The 17,923-nt window shown below is 44.0% G+C and carries 9 protein-coding genes; all 9 read left to right on the top strand.

Features of this window, described 5'->3' with window-relative positions; translation table 11 throughout:
* Positions 1-190 precede the first annotated feature (190 nt).
* The 9 genes from AHMF7616_RS12020 (at position 191) to AHMF7616_RS11980 (ending at position 17,786) form a co-directional block, all read left to right on the top strand.
* A complete protein-coding gene (locus tag AHMF7616_RS12020) occupies positions 191-3,214 on the top strand; it encodes a SusC/RagA family TonB-linked outer membrane protein (RefSeq protein ID WP_115373106.1) in 3,024 nt (1,007 codons plus the stop codon).
* A gap of 19 nt (positions 3,215-3,233) precedes the next feature.
* A complete protein-coding gene (locus AHMF7616_RS12015) occupies positions 3,234-4,826 on the top strand; it encodes a RagB/SusD family nutrient uptake outer membrane protein (RefSeq protein WP_115373105.1) in 1,593 nt (530 codons plus the stop codon).
* Positions 4,827-4,899: 73 nt separating this feature from the next.
* Positions 4,900-5,991, top strand: a complete 1,092-nt coding sequence (locus AHMF7616_RS12010) for a SusE domain-containing protein (protein WP_158546152.1) — start codon at positions 4,900-4,902, stop codon at positions 5,989-5,991.
* Positions 5,992-6,222: 231 nt separating this feature from the next.
* Positions 6,223-9,030 (top strand): alpha-amylase family glycosyl hydrolase, encoded by a 2,808-nt coding sequence (locus AHMF7616_RS12005; RefSeq protein WP_317047603.1) that lies wholly within the window; start codon positions 6,223-6,225, stop codon positions 9,028-9,030.
* A 48-nt stretch (positions 9,031-9,078) separates the two neighbouring features.
* Positions 9,079-10,944, top strand: a complete 1,866-nt coding sequence (locus tag AHMF7616_RS12000) for a glycoside hydrolase family 13 protein (protein ID WP_115373103.1) — start codon at positions 9,079-9,081, stop codon at positions 10,942-10,944.
* Between the two features lie 118 nt (positions 10,945-11,062).
* Positions 11,063-11,725 carry a beta-phosphoglucomutase gene (gene pgmB / locus AHMF7616_RS11995; protein WP_115375580.1) on the top strand — a complete coding sequence of 221 codons (663 nt, stop codon included), beginning with the start codon at positions 11,063-11,065 and terminating at the stop codon, positions 11,723-11,725.
* Positions 11,726-11,943: 218 nt separating this feature from the next.
* Positions 11,944-14,265, top strand: a complete 2,322-nt coding sequence (locus AHMF7616_RS11990; protein ID WP_115373102.1) for a glycoside hydrolase family 65 protein — start codon at positions 11,944-11,946, stop codon at positions 14,263-14,265.
* Between the two features lie 107 nt (positions 14,266-14,372).
* Positions 14,373-16,109, top strand: a complete 1,737-nt coding sequence (locus tag AHMF7616_RS11985; protein ID WP_233507508.1) for an alpha-amylase family protein — start codon at positions 14,373-14,375, stop codon at positions 16,107-16,109.
* 300 nt (positions 16,110-16,409) lie between these two features.
* Positions 16,410-17,786, top strand: coding sequence for an MFS transporter (locus tag AHMF7616_RS11980; protein WP_233507506.1), 1,377 nt, complete (start codon positions 16,410-16,412; stop codon positions 17,784-17,786).
* Positions 17,787-17,923: the final 137 nt, after the last annotated feature.

Below are 17,923 nucleotides of genomic sequence, written 5' to 3'. Positions count from 1 at the left end.
ACGGAGTTGCCGGATTAGACCAATTTTTTAAATTTTTAATGAGGTTAGCCAGAGTTATTGCTTTCACACACATTCTAGCCAATGCACCTGGTCTTTTTTTAGCCCGTTTTTGGGTATCGGTGAGCCTTTACTGGTCAGTAAACTTTAATTTATTTCTATTTCTAATTTTCTACCAAATTTCAGATCATGTATGAAGAACTTTATCTTTCAGTGGCAGCGTAAAAGTTGCTTTTTATTCATGTTGCTGGCCTTAGGCCAGCCTGCTTTCAGTGCCCCCCATTTTACCTCCAAACCTGCGGTAGTCCGCCCTATAGCCTGGACCATTACCGGAAAAGTAGTGACGCCCGCCGGCGAAGCTATACCGGGAGTAACGGTGCTGCAAAAAGGTACTTCTAATGGTACCGCTACTGACGTAGATGGTTCCTATTCTATCTCTGTTCCGGAAGCAGGTGGTTCGCTGGTTTTTTCTTTTATTGGTTATACTACTCAGGAAAAAGCCTATACGGGGCCAGGCAACCTAAACATTACTCTCACCGACGATGCTAAAGCTTTAGAAGAAGTAGTAGTGGTGGGTTACGGTACCCAGAAGAAAAGCGATTTAACCGGTTCGGTTGCGGCCGTATCGGCGAAAGATTTTAATCCGGGTAACGTAAATACGCCCGAGCAGTTAATCGTGGGTAAAGTACCCGGCGTACAAATCACTACCAACGGGGGAGCGCCCGGTTCCGGTTCGCAAATCCGGATTCGGGGTGGGGCTTCGCTCAACGCCAATAACGACCCGCTGATTGTAATCGACGGGGTACCGGTAGATAACGATAAAATTTCCGGAGCGCCCAACCCACTCAGTTTGGTAAATCCGAACGATATCGCCTCTTTTAATATTTTAAAAGATGCCTCGGCTACGGCCATTTACGGTTCGCGGGCTTCGAACGGGGTAATTATCATTACTACCAAAAAAGGCAAAGCCGGCGATAAATTAACCATCGGCTTTAGTTCCTTAGGTTCTTATTCGCAGGTCCGGAATACTATCGATGTATTATCAGCCGATCAGTTCCGGGCAGTAGTAAACGAAAGAGGTACCGAAGCGCAGAAAGCTTTACTGGGTAACGCTAATACCAACTGGCAAGACCAGATTTTTCAAAAAGCGTTTAGCACCGATAATAACCTGAGTTTCACCGGTTCTTACAAATCCCTTCCTTATCGCTTATCCCTGGGGCATTTAGATCAAGATGGAATTATTAGAACGTCTAATTTAAAGCGCAATTCAATAGCTTTAAGTTTAAACCCTACTTTCCTGGACGAACACCTGACCGTTAACTTAAACGTAAAAGGTACTATTTCTAAAAGCCGCTTTTCCAGCGAAGGCGCTATTGGCTCAGCGGTAGCCTTTGATCCTACCCAACCTGTTAACGTGAGCGAAACCAAATACGGGGGGTATTTCGAATGGCTCGATGCTTCCGGCCGGCCTAATACCGTGGCTCCCCGCAACCCATTGAGTACCCTGGAACAAAGACAAGATGTAGGGGAGGTGAAAAGAAGCATTGGTAACCTCCAGTTCGATTACCGTTTCCATTTTTTACCGGAGTTGCGGGCTAACTTAAATTTAGGTTATGATATTGTGCGGGGCGAAGGTTCTACTTCGGAGCCCATCACCTTAGCCGGCGTTTTTAACCAAGGCGGTAACCGTACCCAATACTCGCAGGAAAAAGATAACAGGTTGCTGGATTTTTACCTGAATTATACGAAAGAGTTAACGGCTATTCAAAGTAGAATAGAAGTAATGGGCGGTTATTCCTACCAGAATTTCCTGCGTCACGAACCCAGCTATGCGGGTTTAAATGCCGCCGGTGATACCTTAACGCCCGCTGCGGCTTTTCCTTTCGAAACCGAAAAAACCTTACTGGCCTTCTTCGGCCGATTAAACTACTCCTTTAAAGACCGGTATTTAGTAACTGCCAATTTGCGCCGCGATGCTTCTTCGGCTTTCGGACCGAATAACAAATGGGGTACTTTCCCGTCGGTAGCTTTAGCCTGGCGTTTGGTTGAAGAACCCTTTTTGCAAGGCAGTAATTTCTTTACCGATTTAAAAGTACGCTTGGGCTACGGTATTACCGGTCAGCAAGAATTATTGGATGATAATTATCCTTACTTGGCGCGTTATCGCTACAGCGAAGGCACGGCTACCTATCCTTTCGGAGACCAGTATTATTTAACCTTACGCCCCGCCGGTTACGACGAGAACATTAAGTGGGAAGAAACCAAAGCGTACAATGCCGGCTTAGATTTTGGTTTATTCCGAGGCAAAGTAGCGGGTACTGTCGATTATTATTTTAAGAAAACGGAAGATTTAATTTCGCAGATTGCCCCGGCCGCGGGTACTAATTTGACCAACCAGATATTCACCAACGTGGGTAACCTGCAAAACGAAGGAGTAGAAATTGCCTTAAACTTTTCTCCAATAACCAAAGATAATTTTACCTGGACTTTCGGGGTAAATGGTACTTACAACCAGAGCAAAATTACGAAACTTAGTAACGTTAGCAATCCTTCTTCACCCGGTCTGGCGCGGGGAGCTATCGCCGGAGGTACCGGTAATATGCTACAAATCCACTCGGTAGGGTATGCACCTTATACTTTTTACACCTACAAGCAGGTTTACGATCAAAACAACAAGCCCATCGAAGGTGCTTACGTGGATTTAAACGAGGACGGTATAATTAACGAACAAGATTTATATCGCTACAAATCGCCGCAACCCAAAGTTTTCTTAGGCTTTAATTCCAACGTAACCGTAAAAAATTGGACCGCCGGGGTAGTTCTACGGGCCAATTTAGGCAACTACATGTACAACAACGTGCGGTCGAATAATGGTACTTACCGGAGCATCGCCAACAGTACTTATTTATCCAATATGGTTACGGATGTGTTGCAGACCAATTTCACCAACAACCAGTTCTTCTCGGATTATTACATCGAGAATGCTTCTTTCCTGCGCCTGGATAACATTAACGTGAGCTATAATTTTGGTAAAATCATCCAGCAGAAAGTAAATCTGCGGGTATCAGCTACGGCGCAAAATGTGTTTGTTATTACCAATTATTCGGGTTTAGATCCGGAATCGCAGTTTAATAACAACAACATTGGTGGCGGTATTGATAATAATTATTACCCGCGGCCCCGCACTTTCTCGCTAGGCCTAAACCTTGATTTTTAATTTAGAATAAGCAAAAAAAATGAAAACAAATTATATAAAAAGCATCCTGTTTACCGGCATACTGGCCTGCACCTTGCCCGCCTGCACCAACGACCTGGAGCTAACCCCTAAGTATGAACTTACTTCGGCCAGCCTGTACAATGATTTTACGAACTACAAATCGGTTTTAGCCAAATTATACGCGGGCTACGCGGTAACCGGCCAAAAAGGGCCGGATGGATTAGCGGACGTGAGTGGTTTTGACGAAGGTAAATCCAACTACATTCGTGCTTACTGGCAGTTGCAGGAATTATCAACCGATGAGGCCGTAATCGCCTGGAACGACGGCACCATCTTCGATATTCACGACATGGACTGGACTTCGAATAACGAATACATCCGGATGATGTACGACCGGATTTATTACCAAATCTCTATTTGTAATGAATTTATCCGCGAAACGTCCGATGAAAAACTCAGCGGACGGAACATCACCGGCAATAATTTACAAGAAGCTAAAAATTACCGGGCCGAAGTGCGGTTATTACGAGCCATGAGTTACTGGCACGCCCTGGATTTGTTTGGCAACGTTCCTTTTGTAACCGAAATCGATAAAGTAGGTGCTTTTTTTCCGCCGCAAATGAGCCGCAAAGATTTATTTGCTTACGTTGAATCAGAACTGAAGGCTCTGGAAACCGAATTAGTACCGGCTCGTCAGAACGAATTTGCCCGCGCGGACCAAGCTACGGCCTGGATGGTGTTAACCAAATTGTACTTAAACGCGGAAGTATATACCGGACAACAACGTTATACCGATGCCATTACTTACGCTAATAAAATAATTGGAGCTGGTTACACCCTCGATTCGGAATACCGCAAGTTATTTTTAGCCGATAATAATACTTCCAACGAAATTATATTCCGGGTGGCTTTTGATGGCCAGAAAACGAAAACCTGGGGGGGAACTACCTTTCTGGTGCACGCTCCGATTGGGGGTAATATGAATGCGGCCGAATTTGGCGTGAATGGCGGCTGGGGCGGTTTACGCACTACCAAAAACATTGTAACCCTGTTCCCGGATGCTACGGGTACTCAAGATAAGCGTGCCATGTTCTACAGCAATGGACAGAATTTAGAAATTAACGATATTGCTACTTTCACCGAAGGTTATTCTATTACCAAATACCGGAATGTAAACGCCGCGGGTCAGGCCGGTTCCGACCCATCCGGTACCCACACCGATAACGACTACCCCATGTTCCGGTTAGCTGATGTGTACTTGATGTACGCGGAAGCGGTGTTGCGCGGCGGTACCGGCGGCGATGCGGCAACCGCCTTGCAATACATAAACCAATTACGTCAAAGAGCTTATGGTAATACTTCCGGTAACATTACAGCGGCTAACTTAAACCTCGATTTTATACTGGATGAACGGGCTCGCGAATTAAAGTGGGAAGGTCACCGGAGAACCGATTTGATACGTTATGGCCAATTTGTGAGCGGTAATTATGTATGGCCGTGGAAAGGCGGCGTGAAAGAAGGCCGGGCCGTAGATGCATTTCGCGTATTGTATCCGCTACCTACCTCTGATTTAACGGCTAACCCCAACCTGGTACAAAATACCGGCTACTAAACAAAAAAGAGACAAGCTTCTGTTAAGCAGGGCGCTCCTTCTTTTATTCAGTATAACTTATAATATGTATTGTATGAAATCAATCTTTAAAAAATATATTACTCTTTGCACCTTAGCCTTTATAGCGTTTGGTTGCGAAAAAGACGAGGACAAAGTGATTGTTTCTCCGGGAGCAACGGCCTCCCTTTCTGCTTCTCAATCCAACATTGTATTATCCGAAGAAGATAAAAGCAAAGATGCAGTTACATTCTCGTGGAAGGCAGCTGATTACGGCTACGATGCCGCGGTAAAATATTCCCTGCAATTCGGTAAGAAAGGCGATAACTTTGCTACCGCTAAAACCGAAGAAATTGGGAATGCTTTTTCAAAAACCTATACCGTTAGCGCGTTAAACAACATTGCCACGGAAATGGAATTACCCGGATTTGCGGTAAGCGAGGTAGAAGTACGGGTTACCGCCCGGATATCTGACCAATATGCGGCATCTTCTTCTAATATAATTACTCTGGCCATTACACCTTTTTTATCCGAGCCGGAGTATCCAACGGTATTCTTAGTAGGCGATGCTACCGAAAACGGCTGGGACAATGCCAAGGCTTCGGCCATGTTCCGCGACGAAGCCGACCCGTTTGTGTATACCTATACCGGTAACTTTAAAGCTGGCCCTTTTAAAATTTTGGGTTATTTAGGTAAATGGGCGCCGCAGTGGGGAGCCAGCAGCACCGGCGATTTGGTTTTTAGGGCTACCGATTCCGACCCAGATCCATCTTCTTTTAGTATTCCGGCCAACGGCTATTACACCGTAAAATTAAATTTACGCAGCAATACTATTACCATAGACCCTTTCGAAGCTACTGGCGATATGTACGCCTCTGTTGGGATTATCGGACCGTTTACTAATTGGGAAAACATTGCTCCCATGACCAAGTCTACCTTAAATCCCCATATCTGGACAACGGAATACACTTTTGCCGAAGATACCGAAATGAAATTCCGGATTGCCGAAGGCTGGAGCGTAAACTGGGGAGCTGACTCGGACGCCACCAAAGCGCGCACTTATGATAAAGGGAAACGAGATGGCCCAAACATTGCGGTATTAGCCGGTAAATACCAAATCTATTTCAACGACCTCACGGGATACTACCTGTTAGTGAAGCAACCCTAAGTTTTTAAAATATTACTACTAAGCCGAGCTTCAGACGGGCGGCAGGTTATGTTTACGTACACTGCTACCCGGCCTGGACTCCCTTGTTTTTAAATCCGACACCAGTCCTGAAGGGTGAATTAGTATTTACATTCTTTAAAGTCTGAAAGGCGCCTGGTATTTTTCTGGTTTATACTTAGCCGAAGCCAAAGTAGCTCCTTCCATTGTAAAATTTTTAAAAAATCTGCCTGCATGATGCAAAGATTTACCTTTATGCTATTGGTATGCCTTAGCCAGGCTTTTATGCTCCTGGGACAGGCAGTAACTACTAATCCTCTTTTCCCGACTACCGACCAACCGGTAAACATAACATTTGATGTGAGTCAGGCCAAAGACACCCGGGCGGCCGGTTTAATAGGCAAAACCGATGATGTATACTTATGGTCCGGAGCCGGAACTACTTCAACTAATGCCTTTGAACTGCAACCAACCGGCCAGACAGATTTTGCCCAACCCTTTGCTCCCGGTAAAATGACTTTTTTGGGAAGTAACCGCTGGCAAATTACCATTAGTCCCCGCGCGTATTATAATATTTCGGCTGGTAAAAATGCCGTGCAATTAGGCTTACTTTTAAAAAACGGGGCAGGTAGTGCCCAAACCGAAGACTTTGTTATTCCGGTGTATGCAAATAAATTAAACGCTGCTTTCCGGTTACCAGAACAACGCGAAATTTTTCTGAATGCGAATACGAACCTTATCATCAAAGGCTATTCCTCGGCTAAAGCTACCCTAACGCTCCAGCAAAACAATCAAGTCTTACAATCTTCCACTAACCAGGATTCGCTGGTATATGCTTTAGACAGTGGCAATCAGCCGGGTGTACGCCAGGAAGTCATTTTTAAAGCTACCACTGCTACCGAAACCGCTGCTGATACTTTCTATTACACCGTCAAACCCCGACCTAAAATTGCCGAATTGCCAAGCAACATAAAAGATGGCATTAACTACTTGGGGCCGGATCGGGTAATACTTTCGTTTTTTGCACCGGCTAAAGATTTTGTGTACGTCATTGGGGAGTTCAACAACTGGACCGCTTCTCCGTCCTACCTTTTAAATCGCACGCCTGATGGTAACCGGTATTGGCTGGAGTTAAATGGTTTAGAATCTGGTAAAGAAACAGCCTATCAATATTTGGTAAACGGTACTCAAGCTGTGGCGGACCCTTACACCGATAAAATTCTGGACCCGAATAATGATAAATTTTTAACTTCGGCTAATTACCCGGACCTGAAAATCTATCCAGCCGGCGCTACGGGTATTGTTTCGGTTCTACAAACTAACCAGCCGGTTTACAACTGGAAAGTAGCCAACTTTCAACGGCCCAACTCCAAAAACTTAGTAGTGTACGAACTCCTGGTACGCGATTTTGTGGCTACCCATAATTATAAAACCCTCGCCGATACATTGATTTACCTGAAGCGTTTGGGCGTAAATGCCATTGAGCTCATGCCCATAATGGAGTTTTCGGGGAACGATTCCTGGGGCTATAATCCTATTTTTTACTTTGCACCGGACAAAGCCTACGGCACCAAAAACGACCTGAAAGCTTTTATTGATAAATGCCACGAAAATGGAATTGCCGTAATTCTGGATATGGTTCTGAACCAGGCCGATTACGAGTTCCCGTACGTAAAAATGTACTGGGACGGCAGCAAACCCAGTGCCGATAATCCGTTCTTTAACCAGCAAGCTACCCATCCATTTAGTGTATTTTTTGATTTTAATCACGAAGCCGAGGCCACCAAAACCTTGGTAGAGTGCATAAACCGATACTGGCTCGAAGAATACAAATTCGATGGTTACCGCTTCGATTTATCCAAAGGATTTACGCAAAAGAATTCCGGCGATAACGTAAGTGCCTGGGGTAACTATGATGCCAGCCGCGTTGCCATCTGGAAGCGCATTTACGACCAAATCCGAAGTTACGACTCTACCGCTTACGTGCTGCTGGAACATTTTGCCGTTAACCCCGAAGAAAAAGAATTAGCCGATTACGGGATGTTGTTTTGGGGAAATAGTAACCACGATTACCGCGATGCCGCCAAAGGCAATATTGCCAACCCGGATTGGATTTCGTATAAAAAACGCAGCTGGCAGCAACCCAACGTAGTAGGTTACCTGGAAAGCCACGACGAAGAACGGCTGGTATACGATGTCCGCCAAGATGGCAAGGCCCAGGGCAGTTATAATACCCGGGAACTATCTACGGCTTTGGAAAGAGCCAAACTAGCCGCAGCTTTCTTCTTGCCCGTTCCCGGTCCTAAACTGATCTGGCAATTTGGCGAATTGGGTTACGATGTTTCCATTAACGAAAATGGTCGTACGGGAGCCAAACCAATCCGGTGGGAATACCAGCAAGAAGCTAATCGCCAGAAATTATACCGGGTATACGCCGAACTCAACAAGTTAAAATTGACCCAACCAGCTTTCCAAACCGAAGATTTTACTTTAAACGTAAGTGGCCTCGTTAAGTACATTACGCTGAAACATACTACCATGAACGTGCATATCATTGGTAATTTTGATGTGCATCCGCAGATTACTGCCTTTAATTTCCCAATACAGGGTAAATGGTACGATTACTTTACCGGTGCCGAATTGGAAGTAAGTAGCCCAACCGCCCGGATTAGTTTACAGCCCGGCGAATTCCATCTTTATACCACCGTTAAACTACCCACGCCCGAACCTGATTTAGTGCCCTGGAGCGGTACGCCGGGGGTGGTTACCGCAGTAGTTGATGAACTGTTAAACGAAAGCTTACAAGTATACCCGAATCCAACGGAGGCCACCACTGTTATAAATTTAAAAAATAATTACCGAGGCCCGGTAATTATTTCGTTGCACGATTTAAGTGGTCGTTTGCTACAAGAGCAGGTATTTTTTAAAAAAAGTCAGTTATTGTCACAAATTATTCCTTTGCAACAGGTTCGCGCCGGAGTATTTTTTTTAAAAATCACGCAAGATAAAAGCCAGGCGGTAAAGAAGCTGGTAAAGTGGTAGCTTAAACAAAACATAGAACAGGTTTATATAATAATTTAAAGGATGCTAATGAAACGAGTTCTTTTTACAATTACCCTGCTGATTTTGGGTGTAAACGGTTATGCTCAAATTCCCGCTTTAGAACGCATTGAACCGGCTTTTTGGTGGACCGGTATGCAGAATCCTAAATTGCAATTAATCGTACACGGCAAGAACATTGCGGAACGCACCGTAACCATAGCCTATCCGGGCGTGCAACTTACCCAGGTGCACAAAGTACAAAATCCCAATTATTTATTTGTTGATCTTACCATTGCCACTACCGCTACACCCGGTAAATTTTTAATAAATTTTGAAAAAGTTGGTGCTAAAAAGCTTACTTACACCTACGAATTAAAACAGCGGGATACTTCGCCTAACCGCATTCAAGGGGTAACCAGTAAAGATCTGGTGTACCTGATTATGCCGGATCGTTTCGCTAACGGCGATAAAACCAATGATGTGGTAAAAGAAATGCAGGAAACCACGCTTAACCGCGATACTTTAATTACCCGGCACGGCGGCGATTTGCAAGGCATTATCAACCATTTAGATTATTTGCAGGATTTAGGGGTAACGGCTTTGTGGATTAACCCGGTATTGGAAAACGACCAACCTAAATATTCTTACCACGGCTACGCCAACACCGAAAATTATAAAATTGACCGGCGTTTTGGTACCAACGAACTCTATAAAAAGCTGGTAGAAGCGTGTCATAAACGCGGCATGAAGGTAATTAAAGATTTAGTGCATAACCACTTTGGCAACCAGCACTGGGCCATAAAAGATATGCCAGCGGCCGATTGGGTGCACGAATGGCCGCAGTTTACCCGTACTTCCTATAAAGATCAGGTATTGTTTGATCCCTATGCTGCGCCGGAAGACAAAAAGCGCATGACCGATGGTTGGTTCGATACGCACATGCCCGATATAAACCAGAACAATCCATTTGTCCGCAACTACATTACTCAAAGCCATATCTGGTGGATTGAGTACGCGGGTCTGGATGGCTTCCGGTTAGATACTTATGCGTATAACGATGCTGATTTTATGGCCGAGTGGGGGAAAGCCATTAAAGCAGAGTATCCGCAGTTTACTTTTTTTGGCGAAACCTGGGTGCAAGGGGTGCCTAATCAGGTTTATTTTACCCAGGGCAACACCGTTAACCGCGGTTTTGATACCCAATTACCCGGTGTTACCGATTTTCAAACCTATTGGGCCATAATAGAGGCTATGAACGGTAAATTTGGCTGGAACGATGGCGTAACTAAATTATATACCACCTTAGCTAGCGATTACCAATATCAGGATGCTAGCCGTAATGTGGTTTTTTTAGATAATCACGATTTAAGCCGATTTTATTCGCTCGTGAACGAAGATATAGCCAAATACAAATCAGCCATTGCCTGGTTGCTTACTACCCGCGGCATTCCGCAATTGTACTACGGTGCCGAAGTGCTCATGAAAAACTTGGCTAATCCGGATGGGAAAGTACGGGAAGATTTTAAAGGCGGCTGGCCCGGCGATAAAATAAATAAGTTTACCGCCGCTGGCCGTACCGCTCCGGAAAACGACGTTTTCAATTACGTACGTAAATTAGCGAACTACCGCAAGCAGAATGAAGTGCTTCAAACCGGCAAACTCATGCAATACGTGCCCGAAAACGGAATGTACGTGTACTTCCGGTATAACGCCGATAAAACAGTAATGGTAGCCATGAACACGAATGAAAAAGAAGAAACACTATCTTTAAATAGGTTTAAGGAACAAATAAACAATTTCACCCAAGGGCAGAATATTATAACCGACGAACTCTTATCCTTAAAAGATAATTTAAAAGTACCCGCCAAAACAACTTTAATATTGGCGCTAAAAGCTAGTAAAGCTGTTAATTAATATAGTAATAATTAAATTATTTAATATATTACTGCCGCTTATAACTAAAAGCGAAACAAAGCAAAAATTTAAAAAATCCGGCCGTGGACTGTAGACCATGGACTATCGACTAAAAAGCATGATTAAAGCCTGTATTTTTGACTTAGATGGGGTAATAGTAGATACGGCGGTATATCATTACCAAGCCTGGAAGCGGCTGGCCAATGAGTTGGGGTTTGATTTTACCGAGCACCAAAACGAACAGTTAAAAGGAGTGAGCCGGGTACGCTCGCTAGAGTTAATTCTGGGCTGGGGCAACGTAACTAAAACTACCGCTGAGCAAACCGAATTAGCTACCCGCAAAAACAAATGGTACGTGGAAATGATTAACCGCATGCAGCCTTCGGAGATTTTGCCCGGTGCCAAAGAGTTTTTGCAAGTAGCCAGAGCTGCCGGCTTAAAAACCGCGCTTGGTTCCGCCAGTAAAAATTCAGCTACTATTCTGGAGCGGGTGGGCCTGCTGCCTTTATTTAACGCCATCGTAGACGGAAATCACGTAACCGCTTCGAAACCTGACCCCGAAGTGTTTTTGAAAGGCGCCGAAGCGCTAGGTTTAAACCCGGTGGAGTGCGTTGTTTTTGAAGATGCTATTGCCGGAGTGCAGGCCGCTAAAGCGGGCGGTATGAAAGTAGTAGGCATTGGTTCGCCGGATGTATTAACAGCAGCCGATCTGGTAATTCCCGGATTACACGAAATGACCCTGGAGAAATTGCAGGCATTGAACTCTGTACAAAAATACTAAATGGTACTTAGTAACTGGCAAATGTAAAAAAGCTCCCCGCCTTGGATAAGGAGGAGTTGGGGGTGGTTGATAGTTCCATAGCTAATTAACTTCCATCAGAATACCAAAAGCAGTAAGCCCTGTTTTAAGCGAAAAATTTAAAAAATATACAATTAAAGACCATTAGATATAATAAAATTTAAAAAATCTAATCGTCTTATGGCAAGCAATTCATCGTTATGAAAAATTACATTAAGGTAAACGAGTGGAATATTATTGAAGAAGGTTTTGATCCGCACCGGAACAAAATATCTGAAAGTATTTTTAGTTTGGGTAACGGCCGCATGGGCCAGCGGGCGAATTTCGAAGAAGCATACTCCGGCGAAACGTTGCCGGGTAATTACGTAGCCGGGGTTTATTACCCCGATAAAACCCGCGTGGGCTGGTGGAAAAACGGCTACCCGGAGTATTTTGCCAAAGTGCTTAATGCTGCCAACTGGATCGGCATTGACGTAAAAATTGACGGCGAAACGCTAGATTTACATACAGCTAAAGTTTCCGATTTTCGTCGGGTATTAAACATGCGCGAAGGCTATTTGCAGCGATCCTTTACCGCCGAGTTACCCAGCGGTAAACAAGTAAAAGTAATGGCCAAACGGTTTTGCAGCATCGTCGACGACGAGGCCGGCGCCATTTGTTACCGCATTACACCGCTTAACTTTTCCGGTAACTTCACTATTACTCCTTATATTGACGGGGATATTAAAAATCAGGATGCCAACTACGACGAAAAATTCTGGGATGAAGTTACGAAAGAAGTAAACAGCAGTTCGGCTTTCCTAACCTTGCGTACCAAAAAAACAGCTTTTGAAGTGTGTACCGGGATGCAATTTGTTGTTTACCACAATGGTCAGCCAGTAGAGTTAAAACCGGAACCTATCCAAAATGACAAATATGTTGCCTGCCAATTTAACGTTGCCGCTCTACAGCACGAAGAAATAACTATTTTTAAATTTGCGGCTAATTTATCTTCTGAGAATTATCCTAAAGACAAACTATTACAGCATTGCCAAGAAGTAATTCAAAAAATATTTAAAAAAGGCTTCGACCAAATGTTGCAGGAACAAGCGCAGGCCTGGATTGCGAAATGGGAAGAAAGTGATATTGTAATTGAAGGCGATGCGGCGGCCCAGCAAGCCATTCGGTTTAATATTTTTCAACTGAACCAAACCTACACCGGCGAAGATGCCCGGTTAAACATTGGCCCGAAAGGTTTTACCGGTGAAAAATACGGCGGCACTACTTACTGGGATACCGAAGCTTATTGCGTACCGTTTTACCTGGCTACGGCCGATTCGCAGGTTACCCGCAATTTGCTTATTTACCGGTACAAGCACCTGCAAAAAGCCATTGAAAACGCCGAAAAATTAGGTTTTACCAACGGTGCGGCTTTATACCCAATGGTAACTATTAACGGCGAAGAGTGCCATAACGAGTGGGAAATAACCTTCGAAGAAATTCACCGAAATGCCGCCATCGCCTTTGCCATCTATAATTACGTGCGTTACACCGGCGATGCTGCTTATTTAAACGAATACGGCCTGGAAGTTTTAATTGGTATTGCCCGGTTTTGGGCCCAACGAGTAAACTGGAGCGAAGCCAAGCAACAATACGTTATGCTGGGCGTAACCGGCCCGAACGAGTACGAAAACAACGTAAATAACAACTGGTACACCAGCACCATGGCCCTATGGTGCCTGGAGTATACCCTCTCGGCATTAGCTTTGGTAAGAAACAATAATATTGGAGATTATGAAGCTGTTGTGGAAAAAACAAATTTTCTAACGATTGACGAGCCTCTAAATTGGCAGCATATTTTACAAAATATGTATCTGCCCGTAGATGAAGAGAAAGGCATATTCTTGCAGCAGGAAGGTTACCTGGATAAAGAAAATATCCTGGTAAAAGACTTAAAACCTGCTGATCGGCCACTCAATCAAAAATGGAGTTGGGATCGCATTCTGCGTTCGCCATTTATTAAACAAGCCGATGTTTTGCAAGGATTATATTTTCTGGAAGATCGGTTTGATTTGGAAACCATTCGCCGCAATTTTGATTTTTACGAACCGCGTACTGTGCACGAAAGTTCATTATCGCCGTGCGTACACGCCATTTTGGCGGCTAAACTCGGCGACGAAGAACGGGCTTACCAATTTTACCTACGCACCTCTCGCCTTGACCTGGATGATTATAACAACGATACCGAAGACGGTTGCCATATCACTTCCATGGCTGGTACTTGGATGAGCGTGGTGGAAGGTTTTGGTGGGATGCGCGTGCGCCATAATCAACTGCATTTTAATCCTTTTCTGCCTACCAAATGGCATTCTTTTTCTTTTAAGATTGGGTTCCGAGGTGTTTTGTTAAATATAAAAGTAAGTAAGGGAGGTGTACAGCTAGTAAATCAATCAGATAAAAATATCTCGGTAGTTGTTTATGATAAGGTTTACGAAATAAAGGCAAAAACGCAAATTTTAGCCGAACACGAATATGTTGCTTAACAGAAGGATTTCTTCCAGGAATGATAACTAAAAAGCAGATTGGCAGTTTAATGGTTGTTGTTCTGCTTCTGGCAGAATGTACTCCTAAAGTTGTGCTGAAAACAAATATGAATACGCAATACACCACCGAAGAACCGGTTAAAGACAATAAATTCATCATCTATCAGATAATGGTTCGTTTGTTTGGTAATCAAAATACCACTAATAAACACTATGGTACCCGGGATGAAAACGGCGTAGGAAAATTTAATGATATCACCGATAAAGCCTTAAGCGAAATAAAAGCTTTGGGTACCTCTCACGTGTGGTATACGGGCGTTATCGAACACGCCACCATGACCGATTATTCGGCTTACAACATTAAACCCGACGACCCGGATATAGTAAAAGGCATAGCTGGTTCCCCTTATGCCATAAAAGATTATTACGATGTAGATCCGGATTTAGCCGTTGATGTTAAAAACCGGATGACGGAGTTTGTAGCCTTAATCCGGCGCACGCATCAGCATCAATTAAAAGTAATTATTGACTTTGTGCCCAACCACGTAGCCCGTACTTATAATTCAGATGCTAAACCAACCGGAGTAGTTGATTTCGGAACCAACGATGATAAAACAAAAGCTTTTAGTCCGCAAAACGATTTTTATTATATTCCGGGTCAGCCGTTTGTAGTGCCGGCGGGTACCAATGCCGGAGGAGAAGCGTTTACCAGCCCATTAAAAGACAACCGGTTCGACGAAAATCCGGCTAAAGCTACCGGCAACGACGTGTTCTCGGCTACTCCTAGTTTAAACGATTGGTCCGAAACAATAAAACTTAATTACGGGGTAGATTACCAGGATCACCGCAAAACTTATTTCGACCCGGTTCCGCCGGTTTGGGAAAAAATGCGGGATATTCTGGTGTTTTGGGCAAAAAAGGATGTAGATGGCTTCCGCTGCGATATGGCCGAAATGGTGCCGGTAGAATTCTGGAACTGGGTTATACCAGCCGTTAAAAAAGTAAACCCAAACATAATTTTTATTGCCGAAGCCTATAATCCGCAAGAATACCAAAAATACTTTACTACCGGCCAATTTGATTTTCTTTACGATAAAGTGGGTCTATACGATGGTCTGAAACGCTTAATCCGGGATGAACCAAACGGTCATGTGAAAGACATTACTTATGTATGGAGCCAGGAAAGCCGAGGCTTTTCTTCTCGCATGGTACGTTTTTTAGAAAACCACGACGAAGAACGCATTGCCTCGGCTGGTTTTGCCGGTAATCCATGGTTAGCTAAACCCGCTATGGTTGTTGCGGCTACCCTGTCTTCCGGACCCGTCATGATTTATTTTGGGCAGGAGGTAGGGGAACCCGGTAAAGGTAACGAAGGTTTCGGGGGCGAAGACAACCGCACCACTATCTTTGATTACTGGGGCGTACCCGAGCATCAGAAATGGATGAATAACGGTCGGTTTGATGGGGGAGGATTAAGCGAAAACCAGCAGAATCTGCGAGCTTTTTACCAGAAATTGCTTACTACCGTTGCTAGTAATAGAGTTATCCGGGAAGGTAAATTTTACGAATTAGCTCATCTGCCCGAATTCTCGCACAAACAATACGCTTATCTCCGCTTTACCGACAAACAACGAGTATTGGTAATAGCTAATTTCGACCGGAATCAGGACTTGAATACTAGGATTCATTTGCCCCAGGAATTATTGCAAACTCTCCAAGTTTCCGATAAAAAAAGCGTAATTTTTAAAAATCTACTTACCGGGGGTTCTTTCTTTATCACGGATATTCAAGCGGGTATTCCGGTACATGTGTTACCTTCTGATGCCTGGTTGTTGGAGTTTTAATTACTAGCTGAAGTTAGTGGTAAATTTATAGGAAGTTATTGTTGATTTTGCAAATAAGGGCTAGAGTTAAAAAAGGGTACTGGGGCCTAAGTACAGGAGCCAATATCCCGATTAACGGATTGCTGTTTAATGTTACTTCATTCCGAGACTGGTTGTTGTCTATGATTCTCTGCTTCCTTGTAAAGATTGTCGTAGGCATATAAAATTTAAAAAATTCAGTAAATATGGGTTCTACTTGTAACAGGTTCTGCTGAATAAATGCCTCATTTTCAGGTAAAAGAATTAGCTTAAATAAAAAATATGGCACAAGTATTTCAATCCGCTTCTTCCCAATCAGCCCTCGAAAAACCGCGCTTGTCTTTCTGGCAAATCTTTAACATGAGCTTTGGATTTCTAGGCATTCAGTTTGGGTTTGCCTTACAAAATGGGAACGCCTCCCGCATTCTGCAAACCTTCGGAGCCGATGTAGAACATTTATCGTTATTCTGGCTGGCGGCCCCTATTACCGGTATGATTGTACAACCCATCATCGGCCATTACAGCGACCGTACCTGGAACCGCTTGGGCCGGCGTCGCCCGTACTTCTTATCGGGTGCCATTTTATCGGCCTTAGCGTTAATCATCATGCCGAATTCCGCCGTATTGGCTAACTTATTGCCGCCCATTTTAATCGGAGCCGGCATGCTGATGATTATGGATGCTTCTTTTAACGTGGCCATGGAGCCTTTCCGGGCTTTGGTAGCCGATAACTTACCGGATGCCCAACGGAGCGATGGGTTTTCGGTGCAAACTTTTTTGATAGGCGTAGGGGCTGTTGTAGGTTCCTTACTTCCATATATAATGGCTGAATATTTAGGGATTTCTAAAACAGCAGCACCGGGGCAGATACCGGATAATGTACTTTATTCTTTTTACACCGGGGCAGTATTCTTGATCGGAACAATCATATGGACAGTAATTACCACCAAAGAATACTCTCCCGCTGAATACGCTAAATACCATCCGGATGAGCAAGGAGAAGAGGAGCAGAAAGGTTTATTGACCATTTTTACGGATTTTTCAAAAATGCCCATTACCATGCGGCAATTAGGTTTGGTGCAGTTTTTTTCCTGGTTTGCCTTGTTTTCAATGTGGGTTTATTCATTACCGGCTATTGCTAACCACATCTATCACGTTGCACCCGGCGACACTTCTTCGGCTAAATTTGCGGATGCTGGTAACTGGGTAGGATTTTTATTTGGTATTTACAACGGTGTATCGGCCATTTATGCTTTATTTTTGCCGGCTATTGCCCGGGTAACCAGTCGTAAAATGGCGCATGCTATCTCGTTAACTGCCGGTGGCATTGGTCTTTTATCGATCTTCTTTATTCAAAATCCGGATTATTTGATTTTATCCATGATCGGCGTGGGATTAGCTTGGGGCAGTATTCTGGCTATGCCCTACGCGATTTTATCCAGTTCTATTCCGGCCAAAAAGATGGGTGTGTACATGGGTATTTTTAATTTTTTTATCACTTTCCCGCAAATTGTAAACGGCCTTTTCAGTGGCATAATTGTAAAAGAATTATACCATGGCCAAGCCATATATGCCATTGTACTGGCTGGTATTTTTATGCTTTGCGCTGCCATTTCTGTTTTGTACGTGCACGATAGTAAAGTAAAGATTACCCGTTAAAGAAATTTAAAAAATGGAAACCGGTGATAAAAATAAAGTTCCAGCCTTGATAAACAAGGCACATGGTTTAGTAGAAAAATTGTATTTGCAAGAGCCGGCCGTTAAAGGCACTCCCGAGTGGTTAAACTAACGTCGGT

Origin of the sequence: Adhaeribacter pallidiroseus (genome assembly GCF_003340495.1) — a bacterium.
GTDB lineage: Bacteria > Bacteroidota > Bacteroidia > Cytophagales > Hymenobacteraceae > Adhaeribacter > Adhaeribacter pallidiroseus.
Note: the sequence above shows the minus strand (reverse complement) of the source record. Positions and strands in the feature narration are given on the sequence as shown.

Excerpts from the sequence above, each read along its gene's own strand:
- AHMF7616_RS12005 (WP_317047603.1), top strand. The coding sequence starts at position 6,223 with ATGATGCAAAGATTTACCTTTATGCTATTGGTATGCCTTAGCCAGGCT.
- AHMF7616_RS12010 (WP_158546152.1), top strand. The coding sequence starts at position 4,900 with ATGAAATCAATCTTTAAAAAATATATTACTCTTTGCACCTTAGCCTTT.
- AHMF7616_RS11980 (WP_233507506.1), top strand. The coding sequence starts at position 16,410 with ATGGCACAAGTATTTCAATCCGCTTCTTCCCAATCAGCCCTCGAAAAA.
- AHMF7616_RS12015 (WP_115373105.1), top strand. The coding sequence starts at position 3,234 with ATGAAAACAAATTATATAAAAAGCATCCTGTTTACCGGCATACTGGCC.
- AHMF7616_RS12020 (WP_115373106.1), top strand. The coding sequence starts at position 191 with ATGAAGAACTTTATCTTTCAGTGGCAGCGTAAAAGTTGCTTTTTATTC.
- AHMF7616_RS11990 (WP_115373102.1), top strand. The coding sequence starts at position 11,944 with ATGAAAAATTACATTAAGGTAAACGAGTGGAATATTATTGAAGAAGGT.
- pgmB (WP_115375580.1), top strand. The coding sequence starts at position 11,063 with ATGATTAAAGCCTGTATTTTTGACTTAGATGGGGTAATAGTAGATACG.
- AHMF7616_RS11985 (WP_233507508.1), top strand. The coding sequence starts at position 14,373 with ATGAATACGCAATACACCACCGAAGAACCGGTTAAAGACAATAAATTC.
- AHMF7616_RS12000 (WP_115373103.1), top strand. The coding sequence starts at position 9,079 with ATGAAACGAGTTCTTTTTACAATTACCCTGCTGATTTTGGGTGTAAAC.